Origin of the sequence: Klebsiella quasivariicola, from assembly GCF_002269255.1 — a bacterium.
GTDB lineage: Bacteria > Pseudomonadota > Gammaproteobacteria > Enterobacterales > Enterobacteriaceae > Klebsiella > Klebsiella quasivariicola.
Genome location: NZ_CP022823.1, coordinates 357149 through 382091, shown reverse-complemented (window position 1 = coordinate 382091; position 24943 = coordinate 357149). Strand labels below are relative to the sequence as shown.

Annotated in this window: 20 protein-coding genes; 13 read left to right on the top strand and 7 right to left on the bottom strand. The window is 57.8% G+C overall.

Going from position 1 to position 24943, the window contains the following annotated elements:
* Positions 1-47: 47 nt before the first annotated feature.
* On the bottom strand, positions 48-608 hold the full coding sequence (nudE, locus tag B8P98_RS01800) for an ADP compounds hydrolase NudE (protein WP_025711887.1): 561 nt from the start codon (positions 606-608) through the stop codon (positions 48-50).
* 320 nt (positions 609-928) lie between these two features.
* Here nudE and B8P98_RS01795 point away from each other — a divergent pair, with 320 nt between their 5' ends.
* From B8P98_RS01795 to pckA, 5 genes are all read left to right on the top strand, one after another.
* Positions 929-3058, top strand: coding sequence for an intracellular growth attenuator family protein (locus B8P98_RS01795; protein ID WP_025711886.1), 2130 nt, complete (start codon positions 929-931; stop codon positions 3056-3058).
* A gap of 60 nt (positions 3059-3118) precedes the next feature.
* On the top strand, positions 3119-3802 hold the full coding sequence (yrfG, locus tag B8P98_RS01790) for a GMP/IMP nucleotidase (protein ID WP_080897523.1): 684 nt from the start codon (positions 3119-3121) through the stop codon (positions 3800-3802).
* The gene (gene hslR, locus B8P98_RS01785) at positions 3799-4200 is read left to right on the top strand and encodes a ribosome-associated heat shock protein Hsp15 (protein ID WP_017899959.1); all 402 of its coding nucleotides are present in this window, start codon (positions 3799-3801) and stop codon (positions 4198-4200) included. Before yrfG ends, hslR begins: the two co-directional genes overlap by 4 nt.
* A gap of 18 nt (positions 4201-4218) precedes the next feature.
* Positions 4219-5103 (top strand): Hsp33 family molecular chaperone HslO, encoded by an 885-nt coding sequence (gene hslO, locus B8P98_RS01780; RefSeq protein WP_165931759.1) that lies wholly within the window; start codon positions 4219-4221, stop codon positions 5101-5103.
* Positions 5104-5465: 362 nt separating this feature from the next.
* The gene (gene pckA / locus B8P98_RS01775) at positions 5466-7088 is read left to right on the top strand and encodes a phosphoenolpyruvate carboxykinase (ATP) (RefSeq protein ID WP_025711882.1); all 1623 of its coding nucleotides are present in this window, start codon (positions 5466-5468) and stop codon (positions 7086-7088) included.
* A 78-nt stretch (positions 7089-7166) separates the two neighbouring features.
* Here the strand turns inward: pckA and envZ are convergent, their stop codons facing one another.
* Together envZ and ompR are read right to left on the bottom strand one after the other, a co-directional pair.
* Positions 7167-8522: a two-component system sensor histidine kinase EnvZ gene (envZ, locus tag B8P98_RS01770; RefSeq protein WP_025711881.1), complete on the bottom strand. Its 1356-nt coding sequence runs from the start codon at positions 8520-8522 to the stop codon at positions 7167-7169.
* A complete protein-coding gene (gene ompR, locus B8P98_RS01765) occupies positions 8519-9238 on the bottom strand; it encodes an osmolarity response regulator transcription factor OmpR (RefSeq protein ID WP_001157751.1) in 720 nt (239 codons plus the stop codon). The genes envZ and ompR overlap by 4 nt, the downstream gene beginning before the upstream one ends.
* Positions 9239-9465: 227 nt before the next feature.
* On the opposite strand from ompR, the gene greB reads away from it, so the two are divergent.
* The 5 genes from greB (at position 9466) to feoC (ending at position 15609) form a co-directional block, all read left to right on the top strand.
* Positions 9466-9939: a transcription elongation factor GreB gene (greB, locus tag B8P98_RS01760; protein ID WP_002920503.1), complete on the top strand. Its 474-nt coding sequence runs from the start codon at positions 9466-9468 to the stop codon at positions 9937-9939.
* A 100-nt stretch (positions 9940-10039) separates the two neighbouring features.
* On the top strand, positions 10040-12370 hold the full coding sequence (locus B8P98_RS01755) for a Tex family protein (RefSeq protein ID WP_080897524.1): 2331 nt from the start codon (positions 10040-10042) through the stop codon (positions 12368-12370).
* Positions 12371-12785: 415 nt separating this feature from the next.
* Positions 12786-13013, top strand: coding sequence for a ferrous iron transporter A (gene feoA / locus B8P98_RS01750; protein ID WP_025711878.1), 228 nt, complete (start codon positions 12786-12788; stop codon positions 13011-13013).
* 28 nt (positions 13014-13041) lie between these two features.
* The gene (gene feoB, locus B8P98_RS01745; protein WP_025711877.1) at positions 13042-15360 is read left to right on the top strand and encodes a Fe(2+) transporter permease subunit FeoB; all 2319 of its coding nucleotides are present in this window, start codon (positions 13042-13044) and stop codon (positions 15358-15360) included.
* Positions 15361-15369: 9 nt separating this feature from the next.
* Positions 15370-15609, top strand: a complete 240-nt coding sequence (gene feoC / locus B8P98_RS01740) for a [Fe-S]-dependent transcriptional repressor FeoC (protein WP_025711875.1) — start codon at positions 15370-15372, stop codon at positions 15607-15609.
* A gap of 71 nt (positions 15610-15680) precedes the next feature.
* On the opposite strand, the gene B8P98_RS01735 is transcribed toward feoC, so the two are convergent.
* Together B8P98_RS01735 and bioH are read right to left on the bottom strand one after the other, a co-directional pair.
* Positions 15681-15950 (bottom strand): YdgH/BhsA/McbA-like domain containing protein, encoded by a 270-nt coding sequence (locus B8P98_RS01735; RefSeq protein WP_002920510.1) that lies wholly within the window; start codon positions 15948-15950, stop codon positions 15681-15683.
* Between the two features lie 120 nt (positions 15951-16070).
* Positions 16071-16844 carry a pimeloyl-ACP methyl ester esterase BioH gene (gene bioH / locus B8P98_RS01730; RefSeq protein WP_025711874.1) on the bottom strand — a complete coding sequence of 258 codons (774 nt, stop codon included), beginning with the start codon at positions 16842-16844 and terminating at the stop codon, positions 16071-16073.
* Between the two features lie 38 nt (positions 16845-16882).
* Between bioH and gntX the strand changes: the two genes are divergently transcribed.
* From gntX to gntT, 3 genes are all read left to right on the top strand, one after another.
* Positions 16883-17557, top strand: a complete 675-nt coding sequence (gntX, locus tag B8P98_RS01725; protein ID WP_095032683.1) for a DNA utilization protein GntX — start codon at positions 16883-16885, stop codon at positions 17555-17557.
* Between the two features lie 58 nt (positions 17558-17615).
* Complete coding sequence (gene nfuA, locus B8P98_RS01720) at positions 17616-18191, top strand: Fe-S biogenesis protein NfuA (protein WP_002920540.1); 576 nt, start codon at positions 17616-17618, stop codon at positions 18189-18191.
* A 335-nt stretch (positions 18192-18526) separates the two neighbouring features.
* Complete coding sequence (gntT, locus tag B8P98_RS01715; RefSeq protein ID WP_025711872.1) at positions 18527-19843, top strand: gluconate transporter; 1317 nt, start codon at positions 18527-18529, stop codon at positions 19841-19843.
* Between the two features lie 104 nt (positions 19844-19947).
* Here gntT and malQ read toward each other — a convergent pair whose 3' ends face one another.
* Together malQ and malP are read right to left on the bottom strand one after the other, a co-directional pair.
* A complete protein-coding gene (malQ, locus tag B8P98_RS01710) occupies positions 19948-22041 on the bottom strand; it encodes a 4-alpha-glucanotransferase (RefSeq protein ID WP_095032682.1) in 2094 nt (697 codons plus the stop codon).
* Positions 22042-22051: 10 nt separating this feature from the next.
* Positions 22052-24442 carry a maltodextrin phosphorylase gene (gene malP / locus B8P98_RS01705; RefSeq protein ID WP_095032681.1) on the bottom strand — a complete coding sequence of 797 codons (2391 nt, stop codon included), beginning with the start codon at positions 24440-24442 and terminating at the stop codon, positions 22052-22054.
* Between the last annotated feature and the right edge of the window lie 501 nt (positions 24443-24943).

Here is a 24943-nt window from a genome sequence, read left to right as displayed (position 1 = left end):
AAAGCGCCTGCGGGCGCTTTTTTATTGTTGTTACGACGCGCTTTCGCTCAGAGTCGGCCCTGAGCCTGCAGCCACTCGCGCACTAAAAACAACGCGCTGACGTTACGGGCCTCGTTGAAATCTTCTTCATCCAGCAGCGACATCAGCTGCGCCAGCGGCCAGCGCACCTGCGGCAGCGGCTCAGGCTCATCGCCCGGCAGCGACTCCGGATAGAGATCTTCCGCCACCAGGATATTCATTTTGCTGGAGAAATAGGAAGGAGCCATACTGAGCTTCTTCAGAAACGTCAGCTTATTGGCGCCAAAGCCAACCTCTTCTTTTAGCTCGCGATTGGCCGCTTCCTCTACCGTTTCGCCCGGATCAATCAGCCCCTTTGAGAAGCCCAGCTCGTAGGATTCCGTACCAACGGCATACTCACGAATCAAAATAATGTGATCATCAACAATCGGCACAATCATCACCGCTTCACGGGTGGAAGGCCGCATACGTTCATAAACGCGACGCACACCGTTGCTGAACTCCAGATCGACGCTTTCGACATTAAAGAGGCGCGAACGGGCGACAGTTTCAACATTGAGAATGGTGGGTTTTTGTAATGATTTGCTCATTGTCATCGGTCTATGCTGTGATTAAGCAGTCATTGTGCGATAGGCAACGCACTTTCGGCAATCCAAATCGCTACTTATTTACAGGCTTGTAACCTTTCCCCAGCAAAGAGAAAAGCAATAAAGATAAAAAAGTCAATAGGTTGAATTCTGTTTGGGAATTTACCGATTTCTGCGCTTTAACGTTTTTGGTAAGCTTATACGCTGCTGCATGACATATTCACTACCCTGTAAGCAGTTACGCCGCTAATACTGCAGCTTGATGTTAGTCTTCACGTTCGCCAACGATTTCTTAAGAAAAAAATAACTATGATGGGATGGGCATGGGCACCTTTCTGATTTTCCTTACAGCTCTGCTAATCTGCGTATTGCTCATCGGATGGTGGTATCGCTCGCACGCCAGACGTCGCCGCCTCCCCCTACTGCACGCTTTTAGCGACGCCACCACGCGGCCGCTGCCTGCAGACGAGCGGCAGGCTATCGAAAAGTATCTGGCGGAGCTGAGCCGCGCCCAGCAGGTCCCGGCATCAGGCGCAACCAGCGCGCCCGTCGCTCTGGCGTTGAATGAACAAAGCGACACCGTCTACGCGGTGACGCGGGCCATTACCCGCTACGGGATCACCACCGACGCGCCGAATAAATGGCGCTATTTTCTCGATTCGGTGGAGGTCCATCTGCCGCCGTTCTGGGAACAGCATATCAATGACGAAAACAGCGTTGAGCTGATCCCCACCGATAGCCTGCCGCTGGTCATCACCCTTAACGGTCATAGCCTGAGCGACTATCGCCAGGAGGCGCAAAGCTACGCCCTGGAACGCGCCTCGGCCACCCAGGCCTCCATTCGCGGCGAAGAGAGCGAGCAGGTAGAGCTGCGGCAGATCCGTCGGGAGAGCCCGGAAGAACATGCCCTGAACCGCCCGGACGGTCTGCGCGAAGCGATCCTGATCGTCGCCTCTTTCCTGTTCTTTTATTTCAGCCTGATTGGGCCTGTCGTCTTTACCCCCTGGCTGGTCGCCGCTGGTTTGCTGCTGCTCGCTGCCGGCTTGTGGGGGATCTATGCCCCACCGCGCCGCGCCGCGCTGCGCGAAATCCACTGCCTGCGGGGCGTCCCTAAGCGCTGGGGACTGTTTGGCGAAAACGATCAGGAGCAAATCAATAACATCTCGCTGGGCATTATCGATCTCATCTATCCGCGCCACTGGCAGCCATGGATTGCCCAGGATTTGGGGCAGCAGACCGATATTGATATCTATCTCAACCGCCACGTGGCCCGGCAGGGACGCTATCTTTCGCTTCATGACGAAGTGAAAAACTTCCCGCTGCAGTACTGGCTGCGCAGCGCGATTATCGCCGCTGGCGCCCTGGTGGTGGTGATTATGCTGTGGGCCAGCGTACCGCTGAATATGCCGTTTAAGTTCACTCTGTCGTGGCTGAAGGGTGCGCAGACGATTGAAGCGACCACCGTCAACCAGCTGGAAAAGGCCCATGTACGCATTGGTGATACGCTACGCCTGACCGGTACCGGAATGTGTAATATCCGCACACCGGGCAGTTGGTCGGCCAAAGAGGATTCGCCGTTCCTGCCTTTCGATTGCTCGCAGATTGTGTGGAACGACGCCCCTCCTCTGCCGCTGCCGGAGTCTGACATTGTCGGCAAAGCGACCGCCCTGATGCAGTCCGTTCAGCGCCAGCTACACCCGGAAACCGACGATGACTCCCGCGTCAGCCCGGCGCTGCGCTCCGCCATTCAGAAATCGGGCATGGTGCTGCTGGATGATTTCGGCGACATCGTGCAGAAAACGAACGATCTCTGCTCGGCAAAGGATGACTGCCTGCGCCTGAAGAACGCGCTGGTCAACCTCGGTAATACCCGTAACTGGGAGGCGTTAACCAAGCGCGCCACTGCCGGCAAACTGGATGGCGTGAACGTGCTGCTGCGGCCGGTCAGCGCCGAGTCGCTGGAGAATCTGGTCACCACCTCAACGGCCCCCTTTGTGATGCGTGAAACCTCGCGGGCCGCACAGGCGCTGAACAGCCCGGCCCCCGGCGGTTTCCTCATCGCCAGCGACGAAGGCAGCGTGCTGGTCAATCAGCCCTGGCCGGCGGTGAGCCTGTATGATTATCCGGCACATGAGCAGTGGGGCGAACTGCGGCGACTGGCGGGCATGCTGATGCATACCCCTTTCCATGCCGAAGGGATTGTCACTAACTTGTTTACTGATGCCAACGGCACGCAGCATATCAACCTGCACCGTATCCCTGACCGCAGCGGTCTGTGGCGCTATCTCGGCATCACCTTGTTGCTGTTGTCGATGCTGGGATGCATGGCTTACCACAGCGTGCAGGCGCTGCGTCGTTATCAACGCCATCGTCAGCGGATGGAAGAGATTCAGAAATATTACGAAAGCTGCCTGAATCCGGTGCTGCTCCCCGCGTCTGACCCGCAAGATTAATTTTCCCGGCGGCGGGGTATGATACCCTGTCGCCCATTTCCCGCTCGCTGGAGAGTCATCATGCACTTTGATATCGCCTGGCAGGAGGTCGATACCGTTCTGCTGGATATGGACGGCACGCTCCTGGACCTCGCCTTCGACAACTACTTCTGGCAAACGCTGGTGCCTGAAACCTGGGGCGCCCCGCGCGGCCTCAATTTGCAGCAGGCGAAAGAGGCCATGCGTCAGGAGTATCACGCCGTGCAGCATACGCTAAACTGGTACTGTCTGGATTACTGGAGCGAGCGCCTGGGTTTGGATATTTGTGCGATGACCAGCGAACAGGGACCGCGCGCCACGCTGCGCGAGGATACCGTACCGTTCCTTGACGCGCTCAAGGCCAGCGGTAAGCGACGTATTCTGTTGACCAATGCCCATCCCCATAATCTGGCGGTGAAGCTCAAACACACCGGCCTGGATGCGCACCTTGATTTATTACTTTCCACCCACACATTTGGTTATCCGAAAGAGGATCAGCGTCTGTGGCGCGCCGTGGCGGAGGAAACCGGCCTTGAGGCGCATAAAACGCTGTTTGTCGACGACAGCGAGGCGATTCTGGATGCCGCGAGGGAATTTGGCATTCGTTACTGCCTGGGTATTACCAACCCTGACTCCGGACTGGCGGAAAAGCAGTATCTGCGCCATCCGGGGCTGAATGATTACCGACGACTGATCCCTTCGCTTACCCCGAAGGAGAGGCGATGAAAGAGAAGCCCACCGAAACCGTCAGGCTGGACAAATGGCTTTGGGCCGCCCGCTTCTACAAAACCCGCGCGCTGGCGCGGGAGATGATTGAAGGCGGCAAGGTGCATTACAACGGACAACGCAGTAAACCCGGGAAAATTGTCGAACTGGATGCCATGCTGACGCTCCGTCAGGGCAACGACGAGCGTACGGTACGGATCGTCGGCATTACCGAACAGCGCCGCCCGGCAAGCGAAGCCGTCACCCTGTATGAAGAGACGGCGGAAAGTATCGAGAAGCGTGAAAAAATGGCCCTGGCGCGCAAAATGAACGCCCTGACCATGCCGCATCCTGACAGACGTCCGGACAAGAAAGAGCGCCGCGACCTGATGAGATTTAAACACGGCGAGAGTGAGTAACTCGCGCCAGAAAGAGAGATGATTATGACTCAACACGATCAATTACATCGTTATCTGTTTGAAAATTATGCCGTGCGCGGCGAGCTGGTAACGGTGTCGGAAACCCTGGAACAGATTCTGGCGAATCACACTTATCCCCAGCCGGTGAAAAAAGTGCTGGCGGAACTGCTGGTCGCCACCAGCCTGCTGACCGCGACGCTGAAGTTTGCTGGCGACATTACCGTTCAGTTACAGGGCGATGGTCCTTTACAGCTGGCGGTGATTAACGGCAATAACCAGCAGCAGCTGCGCGGCGTCGCGCGCGTGCAGGGTGATATTGCGGACGATGCGGATCTGAAAACGATGGTCGGCAACGGCTACCTGGTCATTACCATCTCTCCGGAAGAAGGCGAACGCTATCAGGGCGTGGTGGGGCTGGAAGGCGATACGCTGGCCGCCTGCCTGGAAGACTACTTCCAGCGTTCAGAGCAGCTGCCGACGCGCCTTATCATCCGCACCGGCGAACATGAAGGCCAGCCGATGGCGGGTGGGATGCTGTTGCAGGTGATGCCGGCGCAGGATGCCCAGACTGCCGACTTCGAGCACCTGGCGACGCTTACCGAGACCATTAAGGCGGAAGAGCTGTTCACCCTGCCGGCAAATGATGTGCTGTGGCGTCTCTACCATGAAGAAGAAGTCACGGTCTACGATCCGCAGAGCGTGGAATTCAAGTGCACCTGCTCTCGCGAGCGCTGCGCCGGCGCGCTGAAGACCCTGCCGGATGAAGAGATAGATAGCATCCTCGCCGATGAAGGCGAAATTGATATGCACTGCGATTACTGCGGTAACCACTATATCTTCAACGCCATGGATATCGCTGAGATCCGTAACAACGCCTCTCCAGCCGACCCGCAGGTTCATTAATCCCCTCGCCTTCCTCAGGCGCCGGGTCGCGATTTTCACTTTCGCTACCCGGAGCCTGACTTTTATTTATTCACGCGTTGAATCAATTTTCCCTGAAAGAGTTACGTAATTTTATTTCAGGAAAGCGATTACATTCACATTTCAGCAGTTTTTTTAATTACTTTTTAACCATTGAGAAACATCTAACCCCACCATGCGGCTATTTCCTGAGATAATCCACTTCACTTCGTGACAGGAGTCACCGTTTTTTTCGTCATTCTGCGAAATGTCGAGATACGTAAATCTATGAACCTGGTCGCGGTCAATATCCGGTAATTAACCCTACAATTTATATCAGTACATCTTGGCTAAGGAGCAGTGACATGCGCGTTAATCATGGTTTAACCCCGCAGGATCTCAAGGCTTATGGTATCAATGACGTCCAGGATATCGTCCACAACCCCAGCTACGATATGTTATTTCAGGAAGAGCTCGACCCGAACCTGGAAGGTTACGAACGTGGCGTCTTAACCAGTCTGGGCGCTATCGCCGTCGATACGGGCATTTTTACCGGCCGTTCTCCGAAAGATAAGTACCTCGTCCGCGACGACACCACCCGCGATACCGTCTGGTGGTCCGATAAAGGCAAGGGTAAAAACGACAACAAGCCGCTTTCGCAGGAAACCTGGCAGCATCTGAAAGGGCTGGTGACCCAGCAGTTGTCCGGTAAACGCCTGTTTATCGTCGACGCCTTCTGCGGCGCCAACGCCGATACCCGTCTCAGCGTGCGTTTCATTACCGAAGTCGCCTGGCAGGCGCACTTCGTTAAAAACATGTTCATCCGCCCGAGCGATGAAGAGCTGGCGGAATTCGCGCCCGACTTTATCGTGATGAACGGCGCGAAGTGCACCAACCCGCAGTGGAAAGAGCAAGGCCTGAACTCGGAAAACTTTGTCGCCTTCAACCTCACCGAGCGCATTCAGCTGATCGGCGGCACCTGGTACGGCGGCGAAATGAAGAAAGGGATGTTCTCGATCATGAACTACCTGCTGCCGCTGAAGGGCATCGCCTCCATGCACTGCTCTGCCAACGTCGGCGAAAAAGGCGATGTTGCCATTTTCTTCGGTCTCTCAGGCACCGGCAAAACCACCCTCTCCACCGATCCGAAGCGCCGTCTGATTGGCGATGATGAACATGGCTGGGATGACGACGGCGTGTTTAACTTCGAAGGGGGCTGCTACGCCAAGACCATCAAGCTCTCTGAAGCAGCCGAGCCGGATATCTATCACGCCATCCGCCGCAACGCCCTGCTGGAAAACGTGGTAGTGCGCGCCGACGGCACTATCGATTTCGATGACGGTTCTAAGACCGAAAACACCCGCGTCTCCTACCCTATCGACCACATCGACAATATTGTTAAGCCGGTGTCCAAAGCGGGTCATGCCACCAAAGTGATCTTCCTGACGGCCGATGCGTTCGGCGTCCTGCCGCCGGTCTCCCGCCTGACCGCCGACCAGACGCAGTACCATTTCCTGTCCGGGTTTACCGCCAAACTGGCCGGCACCGAACGCGGTGTGACCGAACCCACGCCAACCTTCTCCGCCTGCTTCGGCGCGGCCTTCCTGACGCTGCACCCAACGCAGTACGCCGAAGTGCTGGTCAAACGCATGCAGGCGGCCGGCGCGCAGGCTTATCTGGTCAATACCGGCTGGAACGGCACTGGCAAGCGCATCTCGATTAAAGATACCCGCGCCATTATCGACGCCATCCTCAATGGCTCGCTGGACAACGCAGAGACCTTTACCCTGCCAATGTTTAACCTGCAGATCCCGACGGCGCTCCCTGGCGTGGATACCCACATCCTCGATCCGCGCAGCACCTACGGTTCTCCGGAGCAGTGGCAGGAGAAAGCCGACCAGCTGGCGAAGCTGTTTATTGAGAACTTCGAGAAGTATACCGATACGCCAGCGGGCGCCGCGCTGGTGGCGGCAGGGCCGCGGCGCTAACGGGCGCAGAGGTGAAAAAGCCGGGCTTGCCCGGCTTTTTATTGTGCAACGTCCTGACCCGTCCAACCGTGGACGCGATCAGCTCTCTTTGACGGGTTTCATCGGCGCCAGCACCCGGTGTACCGGCAGCCAGGCGCGGATCAGTAATCCGCCGCGTTCACTGGAGCCAATCTCCAGCCGGCCATTGTGATTGTCGATAATACGCTGAACAATCGCCAGCCCCAGCCCGGTGCCGCTGGTGCTGCGGGCGCTATCGCCACGCACGAACGGCTGAAACAGATGCTCGCGCTGCTCAGGTTTGATCCCCGGTCCGTCGTCTTCCACCTGGAACCAGGCCCGGCTTGCTTCGCTGCCGCTGCTGACCTTGATCCAGCCATTGCCATAGCGGGCCGCATTCACCACCATATTCGCCAGTGCGCGCTTGATAGACAGCGGGTGCATACGTACCGGGATTTCGCCCGCCTGCAGAGCAGTGGCGATCTCACGCTCATAGCCGCTCTCCGCCGCGATCACTTCCCCCAGCACCGCATTGAGGTCCGCCAGCTCCATCGGCATCTCCTGCCCGGTGCGCAGGTAATCGATAAACTGCTCGATGATGGCGTTGCACTCTTCGATATCTTTGTTGATCGACTCTGCGAGATAGCCGTCCTGCTCGCCCATCATCTCGGTGGCCAGACGGATGCGGGTCAGCGGGGTACGTAAATCGTGGCTGACCCCGGCCATCAGCAGCGTACGGTCGTCAGCCAGCTGCTTCACGCCCGCCGCCATATGGTTAAAGGCACGCGTCACCGAGCGCACTTCGGAGGCGCCGTACTCGCGCAGCGGCGGCGGAATAATGCCGCGCCCGACCTGCAGCGCCGCGTGCTCCAGATCCACCAGCGGGCGGTTCTGAATACGAATAAACAGCCAGGCGCCGCCTATCGCCAGCAGCATAATCGCCAGGGTATAGCGGAACAGCGGCGAGAAGTCGCCCTGATGGATCTCGGTCAGCGGCACTCGCACCCAGATATTGGGCGACAGCCAGGTCTTCAGCCACACCACGGGGGAGCTTTTATTGACCTCCACTCGCACCTCGGTGGGGCCACCAAGCTGATGGGCCATCTGCTGGCTTAAGAATTCATAATGCTGCGCCCAGCGCAGCCCTGCGTCTTCCGCCGCTTCATTGGAATAGAGCGAAATGCCCAGCTCACGATAAATTTCACGACGGAACGCCGGGGGCACCACCAGTTGGGTGCCATCCTCCAGCTGCAGTTTGTCGGTCATCAGCATACGCACTTCGTAGGCCAACACTTTATTAAACTGCTGGAGACTCGGCAGGATCGCGAAATTCAGTACCACCAGATAGGTCGTCACCAGGCTGACGAACAGCAAGGTGACGATCAGGAGCAGTGTGCGAGCAAAGGAGCTGCGCGGCGAAAAGCGCACGCGTTTCATGCCTTAGAACCGTCCGGAACGAAGACGTAGCCCAGACCCCAGACGGTCTGGATATAGCGCGGGTGCGCCGGGTCCTCTTCCACCATGCGGCGCAGGCGGGAGATCTGTACGTCGATGGAGCGCTCCATCGCTGAGTATTCACGACCGCGAGCGAGGTTCATTAGCTTATCGCGCGACAGCGGCTCGCGAGGATGACTCACCAGCGCCTTCAGGACCGCGAATTCCCCGCTGGTCAACGGCATCGGCTCGTCTTCACGGAACATTTCACGGGTGCCTAAATTCAGTTTGAATTTACCAAAGGCGATAACCGCCTCTTCCTGCGACGGCGCACCCGGCAGTTCATTCGCCTGGCGGCGCAGCACCGCCCGGATGCGGGCCAGCAGTTCACGCGGGTTAAACGGCTTCGGAATGTAGTCGTCAGCCCCGATTTCCAGGCCAACGATCCGATCGACCTCTTCACCTTTCGCCGTCACCATAATGATCGGCATCGGGTTACTCTGGCTGCGCAGACGACGGCAGATAGAGAGACCATCTTCGCCAGGCAGCATCAGATCCAGCACCATCAGGTGGAAGGATTCACGGGTTAACAGGCGATCCATCTGTTCGGCGTTCGCCACGCTACGAACCTGGAAGCCCTGCTCGGTCAGATAACGCTCGAGCAGCGCACGCAGGCGCATGTCGTCATCCACAACCAGAATCTTATAATTCTCTTGCATTGTTTGTACTCCCAAAGGTTCACTGCAATAGTCAGTGCGTATTCTCAAAAAAGCCCGGCGCGCTCACCAGCTAAATCTGGTATACATTCCAGGCTAAATTGTTACAAAGCATATTTAACAGCAGGTTAAGTATACATTTAATCATAAGACACAGTATTTATCCTGTCGGTATTATTACGCGCTACAAATTGTGCGCAACGACAGACTGTCAGAAGGTTGAACTCACGATGAAAACGCCGCTGATCACCCGCGAGGGATATGAAAAACTGAAGCAGGAAATGGACTACCTGTGGCGCCAGGAACGCCCGGAAGTGACCAAAAAGGTGACCTGGGCCGCCAGCCTCGGCGACCGCAGCGAGAACGCCGACTACCAGTACAACAAAAAGCGCCTGCGGGAGATCGATCGCCGGGTCCGCTATCTGACCAAATGTCTGGAACAGTTAAAGATAGTTGATTATTCACCGCAGCAGGAAGGCAAGGTCTTCTTCGGCGCCTGGGTAGAGATTGAAAACGATGAAGGCGATATCAAGCGCTTTCGCATCGTCGGCTACGATGAAATTTTTGGCCGCAAAGACTATATCTCCATCGACTCGCCGATGGCGCGCGCGTTGTTAAAAAAAGAGGTCGGCGACCTGGCCATCGTGAACACGCCGGCGGGCGAAGCCAGCTGGTATGTCAACGAGATCGAATACGTAAAATAGACAAGAACTTTCCGAGAGACGCCGGGCGCGGCTGGCATTTTCAGCCGTCAGTCCGTATAACTAGTCCCTGATTTTTGACCCTAAAGATGAATTAAAAGCCATGATGAATGATTCGCTCTGCCGCATTATTGCGGGTGAACTTCAGGCCAGAGCCGAACAGGTAGAAGCTGCCGTTCGCCTGCTTGATGAAGGGAACACCGTGCCGTTTATTGCACGTTATCGTAAAGAAGTCACCGGCGGTCTGGATGACACGCAGCTGCGTAATCTGGAAACTCGCCTCGGCTATCTGCGCGAACTCGAAGACCGTCGTCAGGCGATCCTCAAATCCATCGCTGAACAGGGCAAACTGACCGACGCGCTGGAAAAAGCCATCACCACCACGCTCAGCAAAACCGAACTGGAAGATCTCTACCTGCCGTACAAGCCGAAGCGCCGTACTCGCGGGCAGATCGCCATCGAAGCCGGGCTCGAACCGCTGGCTGACCTGCTGTGGAACGAACCGTCCCACGACCCGGAAGCGGAGGCCGCAAAATATATTGATGCCGATAAGGGCGTGGCCGACAGCAAAGCGGCACTGGACGGCGCGCGATATATTCTGATGGAGCGCTTTGCCGAAGACGCCGCGCTGCTGGCGAAGGTCCGCGACTATCTGTGGAAAAACGCCCATCTGGTCTCCACCGTCGTCAGCGGCAAAGAAGAGGAAGGCGCTAAATTCCGCGACTACTTCGATCACCATGAACCGATCTCCACCGTGCCGTCGCACCGCGCGCTGGCGATGTTCCGCGGTCGCAACGAAGGCGTCCTGCAGCTCTCTTTAAACGCCGACCCACAGTTTGACGAGCCACCGAAAGAGAGCCACGGCGAACAAATTATTATCGATCACCTGGGCCTGCGCCTGAATAACGCCCCGGCGGACAGCTGGCGTAAAGGCGTGGTCAGCTGGACCTGGCGTATCAAGGTGTTGATGCATCTCGAAACCGAGCTGATGGGCACCGTGCGCGAGCGCGCGGAGGACGAAGCCATCAATGTCTTCGCCCGTAACCTGCACGACCTGCTGATGGCGGCGCCCGCCGGGCTACGCGCCACCATGGGACTCGATCCAGGCCTGCGCACCGGGGTGAAAGTCGCCGTGGTTGACGGTACCGGCAAACTGGTGGCCACCGATACCATCTATCCCCACACCGGCCAGGCCGCCAAAGCGGCCGTCGCCGTCGCCGCGCTGTGTGAAAAGTACAACGTTGAACTGGTGGCTATCGGCAACGGTACCGCCTCACGTGAAACCGAGCGTTTCTTCCTCGACGTGCAGAAGCAGTTCCCGAAAGTCACCGCCCAGAAAGTGATCGTCAGCGAAGCCGGGGCTTCCGTTTACTCCGCCTCCGAGCTGGCGGCACTGGAGTTTCCGGATCTCGACGTGTCGCTGCGCGGGGCGGTCTCCATCGCCCGCCGTCTGCAGGATCCGTTGGCCGAGCTGGTGAAAATCGACCCGAAATCCATCGGCGTCGGCCAGTATCAGCACGATGTCAGCCAGACCCAGCTGGCGCGTAAGCTGGACGCGGTGGTGGAAGACTGCGTGAACGCCGTCGGTGTTGACCTGAACACCGCCTCCGTTCCGCTGCTGACCCGCGTCGCCGGCCTGACTCGCATGATGGCGCAGAACATCGTTGCCTGGCGCGATGAGAACGGCCAGTTCCAGAACCGCCAGCAGTTGCTGAAGGTTAGCCGTCTGGGGCCGAAAGCCTTTGAGCAATGCGCGGGCTTCCTGCGTATCAACCACGGTGACAACCCGCTGGACGCCTCCACCGTCCACCCGGAAGCCTATCCGGTGGTCGAACGCATTCTGGCCGCCACCCAGCAGGCGCTGAAAGATCTGATGGGCAACAGCAGCGCGCTGCGCCACCTGAAGGCTGTGGATTTCACCGATGAGAAGTTTGGCGTCCCGACGGTCACCGACATTATCAAAGAGCTGGAAAAACCAGGCCGCGATCCGCGTCCGGAGTTTAAAACCGCGAAGTTCGCCGATGGCGTGGAGACCATGAACGACCTGCTGCCGGGGATGATCCTGGAAGGCGCCGTCACTAACGTCACCAACTTCGGCGCGTTTGTTGATATCGGCGTTCATCAGGACGGACTGGTACACATTTCGTCGCTTTCCGACAAGTTTGTTGAAGATCCGCACACCGTGGTGAAAGCGGGCGACATCGTCAAGGTCAAAGTCATGGAAGTCGATCTGCCGCGTAAGCGTATCGCCCTGACCATGCGCCTCGACGAGCAGCCGGGCGAGAGCTCCTCCCGCCGCGGCGGTGGCCAGGATCGTCCGCAGGGCAACCGCCCGGCCGCCAAAGCCGCCAAACCCCGCGGACGCGACGCGCAGCCTGCGGGTAACAGCGCGATGATGGATGCCCTCGCCGCGGCGATGGGTAAAAAACGCTAATCATCCCTCCCTGCCCCTTTTTCAGGGGCAGTTTTTTTCATAACCAGGCCATCGCCATCACGCACAAAACAGGTTCAGTTATTTCTGATAATCTGCTTTTATTCCACGCCTGAAAGACAGCGAAATTAATATTTTCATTTCGTTAACTTAAGAAACCTTAATTAAACATTAGATCGACGAAATAATATTTCGCGCATTTTCGATCACAGACGAATTTTGCGGCACGTCAATAAAAAAGTGATTTCCGCTTTAAAAATAGCGTTGATCGCATCATATGTATTGATGATAAAAACCATTCTCATTATCATCGGTTTCAGCGTGTTTTTTCCTTTTTTCGTTGGCTATGGTCTCCGGCGCGACGACATCCCGCCGCCCGGTCAATTCATTTTCGGTTAGCGATACACAAGTAGGCCCTATGCAATTCACACCTGATAGTGCGTGGAAAATTATTGGATTCTCCCGCGATATTAGCCCAGCATACCGTCAGAAATTGCTCTCCCTCGGCATGCTGCCCGGTTCCTCTTTTCATGTGGTTCGCGTGGCGCCGCTCGGCGACCCTATTCATATCGAAACCCGACGCGTCAGTCTGGTATTACGCAAAAAAGATCTCGCCTTAATCGAACTGGAAGCGGTTGCACAATAACGGCTGGCCCGGCACAAGAGTCTGAAATATGAAAAAATTAACCGTTGGTTTAATTGGTAATCCTAATTCCGGCAAGACCACTTTATTTAATCAGTTGACCGGCGCGCGTCAGCGCGTGGGCAACTGGGCCGGGGTGACCGTTGAGCGTAAAGAGGGCATTTTCGCCACTACCGACCATCAGGTCACGCTGGTCGACCTCCCGGGAACCTACTCCCTGACCACCATCTCTTCGCAGACCTCGCTGGACGAGCAGATTGCCTGCCACTATATCCTGAGCGGCGATGCCGACATGCTGATTAACGTGGTCGACGCCTCTAACCTTGAGCGCAACCTCTATCTGACGCTGCAGCTACTCGAACTGGGGATCCCCTGCGTCGTTGCGCTGAACATGCTGGATATTGCCGAAAAGCAGCAGGTGCGTATTGATATCGATGCTCTCGCCGCCCGCCTCGGCTGTCCGGTCATTCCGCTGGTTTCGACCCGCGGTCGCGGGATCGAAGCGCTGAAGATCGCTCTCGACCGCCACCAGGCCAACAGCGATATTGAGCTGGTCCACTATCCGCAGCCGCTGCTGCGCGAAGCTGACCTGCTGGCGCAGCAGATGTCGGCGCAGATCCCGGCCCGCCAGCGGCGCTGGCTGGGCCTGCAGATGCTGGAAGGTGATATCTACAGCCGGGCCTATGCCGGCGACGCCGCTGACAAACTGGATATCGCTCTGGCGAACCTCAGCGACGAGATCGACGATCCGGCGCTGCATATCGCAGACGCCCGCTATCAGACCATCGCTGCCGTTTGCGATGCCGTCAGCAACACCCTGACCGCCGAGCCAAGCCGCTTCACCGCCGCGATGGACAAAGTGATCCTCAACCGCTTCCTCGGGTTGCCGATTTTCCTCTTTGTCATGTACCTGATGTTCCTGCTGGCAATCAACATTGGCGGCGCGCTACAGCCGATTTTCGATGCCGGCTCGGTCGCGATCTTTGTGCATGGCATTCAATGGCTGGGTTACACCCTGCACTTCCCGGACTGGCTGACCGTGTTCCTCGCCCAGGGGATCGGCGGCGGTATCAACACGGTGCTGCCGCTGGTGCCGCAGATCGGCATGATGTATCTGTTCCTCTCCTTCCTTGAGGACTCCGGCTACATGGCGCGCGCCGCCTTTGTCATGGACCGGCTGATGCAAGCCCTCGGCCTGCCGGGGAAATCCTTCGTTCCGCTGATTGTCGGTTTCGGCTGCAACGTGCCGTCGGTGATGGGTGCCCGTACCCTTGACGCCCCGCGTGAGCGTCTGATGACTATTATGATGGCGCCGTTTATGTCCTGCGGCGCGCGGCTGGCAATCTTCGCCGTCTTCGCGGCCGCCTTCTTCGGGCAGAACGGCGCGCTGGCGGTCTTCTCGCTCTACGTGCTGGGCATTGTGATGGCGATTCTCACCGGCCTGATGCTGAAGCACACCATTATGCGCGGTGAAGCCTCGCCGTTCGTGATGGAGCTGCCGGTGTACCACGTCCCGCACATCAAGAGCCTGATTATCCAGACCTGGCAGCGCCTGAAAGGCTTTGTGCTGCGCGCCGGGAAGGTGATCGTCATCGTCAGTATCTTCCTCAGTGCACTGAACAGCTTCTCACTGAGCGGTAAAGTCGTCGACAACATCAACGACTCCGCGCTGGCCTCGGTGAGCCGGGTCATTACCCCGGTGTTTAAGCCGATCGGCGTGCATGAAGATAACTGGCAGGCCACCGTCGGCCTGTTTACTGGCGCGATGGCGAAAGAGGTTGTAGTGGGTACGTTGAACACCCTCTATACCGCCGAAGATATCCAGAACGAGGACTTCAATCCGCAAACCTTCAGCCTCGGCGAAGAACTGCTGGCCGCCGTCGACGAAACCTGGCAGGGACTGAAAGACACCTTCAGCCTCAGCGTCCTGGCCAACCCCATCGAAGCCAGCAAAGGCGATGGTGAAATGGCCACTGGCGCCATGGGCGTGATGGGCAGTAAATTTGGCAGCGCGGCGGCGGCATACAGCTACCTGATTTTCGTCCTGCTCTATATCCCCTGCATCTCGGTGATGGGCGCTATCGCCCGCGAATCGAGCCGCGGCTGGATGACCTTCTCCATTCTGTGGGGTCTGAATATTGCCTATTCGCTCTCGACGCTCTACTACCAGACCGTCAGCTTTAGCGATCATCCGCGCTACAGCCTGGTATGTATCCTGGCAGTAGTGTTGTTCAACGTGGTGCTCTTCGGCCTGCTGCGCCGCGCGCGCAGCCGGGTGGACGTCTCCCTGCTGGCCACGCGGAAAACGCCAACCTCCTGCTGCGCCAGCCCGGCTGGCGATTGCCACTAAGGAGGGCCTGTGGCGTCGTTAATGGAAGTCCGCGATATGCTGGCCCTGCAGGGCCGCATGGAGGCAAAACAGCTCAGCGCTCGCCTGCAGACGCCTCAGCCAATGATTGACGCCATGCTTGAGCGAATGGAAGCCATGGGTAAGGTGGTACGGATCAGCGAAACGAGCGAAGGCTGCCTTTCAGGCAGCTGTAAAAGCTGTCCTGAAGGAAAAGTCGCGTGCCAGCAGGAGTGGTGGGCGCTGCGATGAAAACAGCATGGCCAGAATAGCGTGAGATATCAGTAAAAAACGGGCCTGCTGGCCCGTTTTTTATGACTGGATTATTTATAAACGTCAGCGTTAGCGTGAACGGTTTTTTCGTTTTTCTGCCCGGCAATCACCACAAAGTACTTCCCGCCCAGCTCATCCGCTTTTTTAGACAGATCGCGGCGGGCGTCCATCGGCGAGGTGGTCCTTGAGGTCGTGATGCTGCCGACCTTGGTCAGGTTCATCTTCGCCACATCTTCTTTTTGGATCTCTTTCGCAGCGAACGCGCCGAAAGACAGGGTGCCTATCACCAGAGATGCAACCATTCCTGTAACAAGTTTCATAGCCTCTACTCTCCATAAGGTTGTTATTGTAGGCCACGATGGCGGAATGAAATAATCAACCACCGTGACAACCTAAGTATTGCTATGAATGGCCCTTTTACCATGACGTGGCAAAAAAAATTAACCCAGCCGCTTTTTCAACGCCAGCAGCGGCTCGCAGAAGGCCTCGGGATGGGAAACGAACGGCGCATGCGCTGCCTTATCGAAGAGGATTGACTCACTTTCCGGCCACAGATCGTCCAGCAACGGGACGATCTTGCGCGGCACCAGTCCGTCCAGCCGACCGTACAGCCGCAAAAACGGCATTGGCAGCCCGACCAGCGCCTGGCGCAGATCAACGGTTCTGAGGATCTCCAGCCCACCGTTCAGCGCCTCGGCGGAAGGCATCGGCAGCGAGAGCACCGCCTGCTTTAACGCTCGTGCATCCTGACGCGCGCTCTCTGTGCCCATGGTTTGCAGAGCAAGGAACCGCTCGACGGTGCGCTGGAAATCGTCGCTTAGCTGCTGCTGAAACCCGGCCAGCACCTCGGGCTTAATGCCGGGCCAGTCGTCGCGGGCCGCGAAACAGGGGGAAGAGGCGACCGTCACCAGCGCCTGCACGCGTTCCGGGTGCATAAGCGCGACCTGGCTGGCCACCAGTCCGCCCAGGCTCCAGCCCAGCCACACTGCCTGTGGAGGGGCCTGCTCAAGCACCCGCTGCGCCATCGCCTCGAGCGACATCGCGCCATACCCGCCGCTGCGGCCATACCCCGGCAGATCCACCAGGTGGAGGGTAAAATGCGAAGCCAGCTGCGGCGTGATGCAATCCCATACCTGAGCGTTCAGCCCCCAGCCGTGCAGCAGCACAAGATGACAATCACCTTCGCCAATAGTCTGCCACCAGATGTCGTTCATCCGTTACCGTTCTCTTTTTACTGAATAGAAGGCCAAATATGCTAACAGCACACAGCTTATGCTGGCTATGCCAAATGCCGCTGGCGATCGCTCGCTGGGGGATCTGCTCCCGCTGCAGCCGCGCCCTGCTCGCCTGCCCCCCGCTCTGCCCGCAGTGTGGCCTGCCGGCGGCGCTGTCCCAACACCCCTGCGGTCGCTGCCTGCAAAAGCCGCCTCCCTGGCGTCGGCTGGTGGCGGTTAATGATTATTGTCCGCCGCTGAGCGGTCTGGTGCAGCAGCTGAAGTTTCATCATCGTCCGGAGCTGGGGCCCGCCCTGGCACGCCTGCTGCTGCTGCGCCTTAAGCAGCGTCACGATGTGCCGCCGGTGGACGCGCTGGTCGGCGTACCGCTCTGGCGCCGGCGCCGCTGGCACCGGGGGTATAACCAATGCGACGAGCTGTGCCGGCCGTTAGCCCACTGGCGAGGATGTGTCTGGCATCGCAACGGCCTGACGCGCCAGCGAGCCGGCGCCGTACAACATTCGCTCAATGCCCGCCAGCGCAGACAGAACCTGAAAAATGCCTTTCAGCTTGAATTTGCCGTGCGCGGACTCCATATCGCTATCGTGGATGATGTCGTCACGACCGGCAGCACCGTCGCCGAGATATCCCGCCTGCTTTTGCGAAACGGCGCCGCGACGGTTCAGGTATGGTGTTTATGCCGTACCTTGTAGACCCCCGCTGATGGGCGTATTATAACCCAGTAAAATAGTCAACTATTAGGCCAACGCTATGATCCGTATTTCCGATGCTGCACAAGCGCACTTTGCCAAACTGCTGGCAAATCAGGAAGAAGGGACGCAAATTCGCGTATTTGTGATTAATCCCGGCACCCCAAACGCTGAGTGCGGCGTATCCTACTGCCCACCGGATGCGGTGGAAGACACTGACACGGCGCTGAAATTTGAACAGCTGACCGCCTATGTCGATGAGCTCAGCGCGCCCTATCTGGAAGACGCTGAAATTGATTTCGTCACCGATCAGCTCGGCTCGCAGCTGACGCTGAAGGCGCCGAACGCCAAAATGCGTAAAGTTTCTGACGATGCCCCGCTGATGGAGCGCGTCGAGTACCTGCTGCAGTCGCAGATTAACCCGCAGCTGGCCGGCCACGGTGGCCGCGTGTCGCTGATGGAGATCACCGACGACGGTCTGGCTATCCTGCAGTTCGGCGGCGGATGCAACGGCTGCTCGATGGTCGACGTAACCCTGAAAGAAGGTATTGAAAAACAGCTGCTGAACGAGTTTCCGGAGCTGAAAGGGGTTCGCGATCTGACCGAGCACCAGCGCGGCGAGCACTCCTACTACTAAGCCCTTCCTCCGGCGGCAGCCTGCCGCCGGATCGTATTATCCATTCTGTGTTACCGCGCAACATGTCCCACTAAACGACCGGCAAAAACCGGGGAAAGAGTATGACTTAAGTCTCATATTTAACATTTTCCCCCATCAGGTGATTCTCAATCCTCACATGTTACCCGTATCATCACGTTCAGGCACCACCGACAAAAAAATAGCCAGCTATCCTTTCTCTGGGTAAGGATAATGCAAGCATTTACGGTGCCGGACTATTTAGCTCCCTGCCGGAGCGGATGCTCTACAGGTTCAAACTTTGACGTTACCCATAACAAATTAAGGCCAGGTAAATCATGCCATTAGTCATCGTTGCTATCGGGGTTGCCCTGTTATTGCTGTTAATGATCCGTTTCAAAATGAACGGTTTCATTGCGCTGGTTCTGGTGGCGCTCGCCGTCGGATTAATGCAGGGTATGCCGCTGGATAAAGTGATCGTCTCCATCAAGAACGGCGTTGGCGGTACCCTTGGCAGCCTCGCGCTGATCATGGGCTTCGGCGCTATGCTCGGTAAGCTGCTGGCAGACTGCGGCGGCGCCCAGCGTATCGCCACCACGCTTATCAATAAGTTCGGTAAGAAGCATATTCAGTGGGCGGTGGTGTTGACCGGCTTTACCGTCGGCTTCGCCCTGTTCTACGAGGTGGGCTTCGTGCTGATGCTGCCGCTGGTATTTACCATCGCCGCGTCGGCCCGTATTCCGCTGCTGTACGTCGGCGTACCGATGGCCGCCGCGCTCTCCGTCACCCACGGCTTCCTGCCGCCGCACCCGGGTCCGACCGCGATTGCCACCATTTTCCATGCCGATATGGGTAAAACGCTGCTCTACGGCACCATTCTGGCTATCCCGACGGTTATCCTGGCGGGACCGGTGTTTGCGCACTTCCTGAAAGGGATTGATAAGCCGATCCCGGAAGGCCTGCATAACCCGAAAGTGTTCACTGAAGAAGAAATGCCTGGCTTTGGCGTCAGCGTCTGGACCTCGCTGGTGCCGGTGATCCTGATGGCGATGCGCGCCGTGGCCGAGATGATCCTGCCGAAAGGCCACGCCTTCCTGCCGATTGCCGAGTTCTTCGGCGACCCGGTGATGGCCACCCTGATTGCGGTACTGATTGCCCTGTTCACCTTCGGTCTGAACCGCGGCCGCTCCATGGAGCAGATCAACGATACCCTGACCTCTTCGATCAAAATCATCGCCATGATGCTGTTGATCATCGGCGGCGGCGGCGCCTTCAAACAGGTGCTGGTCGATAGCGGCATGGATAAATACATCGCCTCTATCATGCACGAATCGAACATGTCTCCGCTGTTTATGGCGTGGTCTATCGCCGCAGTGCTGCGTATCGCGTTGGGTTCAGCGACCGTGGCCGCCATCACCGCGGGCGGGATTGCCGCGCCGCTGATCGCCACCACCGGCGTCAGCCCGGAACTGATGGTTATCGCCGTTGGCTCCGGCAGCGTTATCTTCTCGCACGTGAACGATCCGGGCTTCTGGCTGTTCAAAGAGTACTTTAACCTGACCATCGGCGAGACCATCAGGTCCTGGTCGGTGCTGGAAACCATTATCTCCGTCTGCGGCCTGGTAGGTTGTCTGCTGCTGGGGATGGTGGTGTAAGGTCACTCTCACCATAGAAAAAGGCCGGTCCGCGTGAAGCGGGCCGGCCTTTTTTTATCGGACATGCTCTTCGCCGCGCAGAGAACGACGCGGCGGAGGCATCATCAGGAGGCGGCTTTCTTGCTCGCCGCCTTACGCCGTTTATCCAGATCCTTAATCAGCTTATTGACCTGTTCATCGGCAAACATCTGCTCAAGGGTGACAGACAGCTTCCGGCGCCAGTTCGGGTACTCGGTGCTGGTGCCCGGAATGTTAACCGGCGTCGCCATCTCCAGCCAGTCTTCCGGCTGCAGGCCCAGCAGCGCACTGTTACTGTCGGCAATGTAACGCTGCATCCCCCGGTTGAGGATCCCCGTCATGCTCATCAGCGAGGCCTTATGTCCGGCGCGCTTGGGCAGACAACCGTACTTATGCAGCGCGTCCAGCAGCCCTTGCTTCGCCAGCTCACGGTCCTGATACAACCCGCGCAGCACCACGTCGTCCGGATAGAGCCCCAGCGCTTTACCTAGCGTCAGGTCGCCGCTTTCCCAGTAGCCGCGGAGGGTGGGCAGGTCGTGCGTCGTCGCCACAGCCATTGATTGCTCCGGGTACAGCGCCGGCGCGCGGAACGTTTTCTCTGCATCACTCTCAAAATAGAGCACCTTATACGAATAGACGCCGCTGTTGCGTAGCTTGCTGACGATCTCCACCGGCACGGTGCCCAGGTCTTCGCCGATCACCATGCAGCGATGACGCTGGCTTTCCAGCGCCAGCAACGACAGCAGATCGTCGACCGGATACTGAACGTAAGCGCCATGGTCGGCGGTTTCACCATAGGGGATCCACCACAGACGCAGCACCGACATCACATGATCGATGCGCAGCGCGCCGCAGTTCTGCATATTGGCGCGCAGCAGGTCGATAAACGGCTCATAGGCACGGGCGGCAATGATATGCGGATCCATCGGCGGCAGGCCCCAGTTCTGGCCCAGCGGGCCCAGAATATCCGGCGGCGCGCCCACGGACGCTTTCAGGCAGTACAGTTCACGATCGCACCAGGTCTCCGACCCGCCCTCGGCGACGCCCACCGCCAGATCGCGGTAGAGGCCGATCGGCATCCCGTCACGCTGGCTGGTTTCCCAGCAGGCGGCAAACTGGCTCCAGGCCAGCCACTGCAGCCAGAGATAGAAACTGACATCGTCCTCATGCTCGATGCAGAAGGCTTTTACCTCCGGGCTGTTGATATCCTGAAAGGCCTTCGGCCAGGCCGGCCAGCCCCAGCGCAGTGGGTCCTGTTGCACCTGCCAGGCGTGCAGCGCATCGAAAGCCGCCTGCCAGTAGAGGCTTTCCCCCTCGCGCAGGACAAACTCGCGGAACGCCGTCATCTGCTCATCTTCACGACGAGAGAATCGTTTCCACGCCATACGCAGCGCAGTCATTTTCAGCGTGGTGACGGCGGTGTAGTCGACATCATCCGTTTGCCGCGCCGCCTGCAGTGCCTGCTGCGTTGCCGGAGACTGCCACCACGCCTGCGCCTCTTCGCTATGCTGGAAATCCTCAACCGCGTTGACGTCGATGTAGATGACGTTCAGCCAGCGACGTGAAGATGGACTATACGGGCTGGCGCTCTCCGGGTTCGCCGGATAGAGCGCATGAATCGGGTTAAGGCCAATAAACGACCCGCCGCGACGGGCGATTTCCGGCAGCATGGCCCGCAGATCGCCAAAATCGCCGATCCCCCAGTTTTTCTCCGAGCGCAGGGTATACAGCTGCACGCAGGTGCCCCACAGCTTTTTCCCCTCTTTCAGCGGCTGCGGTTCGTAGCAGCGCGCCGGCGCGACGATCGTCCGGCAGTGCCAGCGCTCTCCCTCCTGGGTGAGGGTCAGGGAGTGGTAGCCCTCCGGCAGTTTAGCCGGCAGCGGCAGCGTCTCGCCACCGCGGGTTTTCCCTTGATACTGTTTACCGTCCTCCGTGGTCAGGATCCACTGATACTCACCGCGTCCTGCCACCGGCAGCGACATTTTTTTGCCGTGGGTGAAAATTTTCACGTTCGGCAGCGGGTTAACCGCCACTTTCGTGGCGGCGGTAGAGCGATGCATCGCATCCAGCAGGCGCTGTTTGGTGACAGCCGCGATAGACTGCGGCTTGCCGTGCGCATTGATATAGCTGGGGCTGATGCCCGCCGCCAGCGCGGCATTATCGAGGCGTTTACTCTCCATAGGCCTTCCTTTAGCGTTTCGCCTGCCAGATACGTTGCTGATAATCACGGATCGAGCGGTCGGAGCTGAACATGCCGCAGCGCGCGGTGTTGAGGATTGTCGCGCGGGTCCAGGCCTCCTGGTCGCGATACAGCTCATCTACCCGTTTTTGCGCCGCCACGTAGGCTTCGAAATCGGCCAGCACCAGGTACGGATCGCCGCCCTGCAGCAGGCTGTGCAGCATCTGGTCGAAGGCATGCTTGTCGCCATTGCTATAGGTGCCGTTCTCCAGCTCCTTGAGCACCGCATCGAGCAGTTTGTCTTTCTTACGCCATTTCAGCGGATCATAGCCTTTCGCTTTCAGGGCTTTCACCTCTTCCACGGTGTGGCCGAAGATAAAGATGTTCTCTTCCCCCACCTGCTCGGCGATTTCCACGTTGGCGCCATCCAGCGTCCCGACGGTCAGCGCCCCGTTCAGCGCCAGCTTCATGTTGCCGGTACCAGAGGCCTCTTTACCCGCGGTGGAGATCTGCTCGGAGATGTCCGCTGCAGGGATCAGTTTTTCCGCCGCCGATACACAATAGTCCGGCAGGAAGACCACTTTCAGCTTATCGCCGACTTTCGGATCGTTGTTGATCGCTTCCGCTACCTTGTTGATGGCAAAAATAATGTTCTTCGCCAGATAGTAGCCCGGCGCCGCTTTCGCACCGAACAGGAAGACGCGCGGTACGCGATCGGCCTGCGGATTTTCACGGATCTCTTTGTACAGCGCGAGGATATGCAGCAGGTTCAGGTGCTGACGCTTGTACTCGTGCAGGCGTTTGATCTGGATGTCAAAAATCGCCTGCGGGTTAATTTCGATCCCGGTGCGCTGCTTCACAAACTCGGCCAGACGCACTTTGTTAGCCTGCTTGATGTCGCGGTAGGTCTGACGGAACGCCGCATCGTCAGCGTATTTTTCCAGGTTGATCAGCTGGTCGAGGTCATTGGCCCACTCTTTTTTCAGCGTCTCATCCAGCAGCGAGGCCAGCGCCGGGTTGCACTGCTTGATCCAGCGGCGCGGCGTGATGCCGTTGGTCACGTTATGGAATTTGTTTGGCCACAGCTGGTTATATTCCGGGAACAGATCTTTCACCACCAGGTCCGAGTGCAGCGCCGCCACGCCGTTGACGGCAAAGCCGCCCACCACGCACATGTTGGCCATCCGGACCTGTTTGTCATGCACCACCGCTAGCTTCGCCCAGACCTGCTTATCGCCCGGCCAGGTTTTGTCCACCAGCTGTTTAAAGCGGTCGTTGATCTCTTTAATAATCTGCATATGGCGCGGCAGCAGCGCTTTCACCAGCTTCTCATCCCAGCACTCGAGCGCTTCCGGCATCAGGGTATGGTTGGTGTAAGCAAAGGTTTTGCTGGTGATCGCCCAAGCGTCGTCCCAGCTCAGCTGGTGCTCGTCAATCAGCACGCGCAGCAGTTCCGGGATAGCGATAGTCGGGTGGGTATCGTTCAGCTGGATCACTTCGTAATCCGCCAGCTCGGCCAGCTTGCGCCCGGCCAGATGGTGGCGGCGCAGGATATCAGCCACCGAGCAGGCGCACTGGAAGTACTGCTGCATCAGGCGCAATTTTTTACCTGCCTGATGGTTATCGTTCGGGTACAGCACCTTGGTCAGTTTTTCCGCGTCGATGCCCTGCTGCTCGGCGCGCAGGAAATCGCCATCGTTGAATTTGGTCAGGTTGAACGGATGAGCGTGTTTGGCCTGCCACAGACGCAGCGGCTGGGCGACGTTGTTGCGATAGCCAAGCACCGGCAGGTCCCAGGCTTCGCCGGTAATGACGAACGCCGGCTGCCATTCGCCGTTTTTGCTGACTTTCCCGCCGATACCTACCTGGACATCCAGCGCTTCGTTATGACGGAACCACGGGTAGCTGCTGCGCCCCCAGTCGTCAGGGGCTTCCATCTGCTGGCCATCGTCAAATGACTGGCGGAACAGGCCATACTGGTAGTTGAGACCGTAACCGGTCGCCGACTGCCCCACCGTCGCCATGGAGTCGAGGAAGCAGGCTGCCAGACGTCCCAGGCCACCGTTACCCAGCGCCGGGTCAGTCTCTTCTTCCAGCAGATCGGTGAGGTTGACATCGTAGCCTTTCAGCGCGTCGCTGACGCCCTCGTACCAGCCCAGGTTGAGCAGGTTGTTGCCGGTCAGACGACCAATCAGAAACTCCATTGAGATGTAGTTAACGTGACGCTGTCCTTGCGCCGGTTTCGCTACCGGCTGCGCCGCCAGGAGTTCCGCCAACGCTCCGCTGACTGCGCGCCACCATTGACGCTGTGTCATCTCGGAAGCGGACTGTAAACCAAAATGCTGCCACTGACGCGTCAGTGCAGCCTGAAACTGAGCTTTGTTAAATGTAGTCTGTGACATAATGAGATCCGGGTCCTTTACTAAAACGATGGCGCTAGTGTGCCGACCTCCCGATTCATCGTCCTCATCCTGACGGGGATTAGACAGGGAGGAGTGGCGGGGATGAGCGAAAAGTGTGATCCTGAACACTATAGTGTGGGTGAGAAGGCAAAAATATGCTGTAAAAATCACCGCGATATGACAATCGAGAGGTTACCTCCGGTAGCTAAAAATTTGTTACAGGCCAATACGCGTAAAAAATCTTCCAGTTCCTCGCCACGTTATTAACAAAATAAATAGAGACCCCTGAAGAAATAAGCACCTTTCATCGCATTGACCCGCAAAAAAGATTACTTCTAAGAAATCGCTGACAATAATTTAATAAAAACAAACAACTACTCTTAGCGTAAAATAAATCTACCCACACTCCGCCAGCTACCGCCTGAAAACCGCGGCCGACCAGTCCTGCCTGCGATTTTTTCCCATTCTCAGCCAATGTCGAAATTTGTGACATAGAGCAAA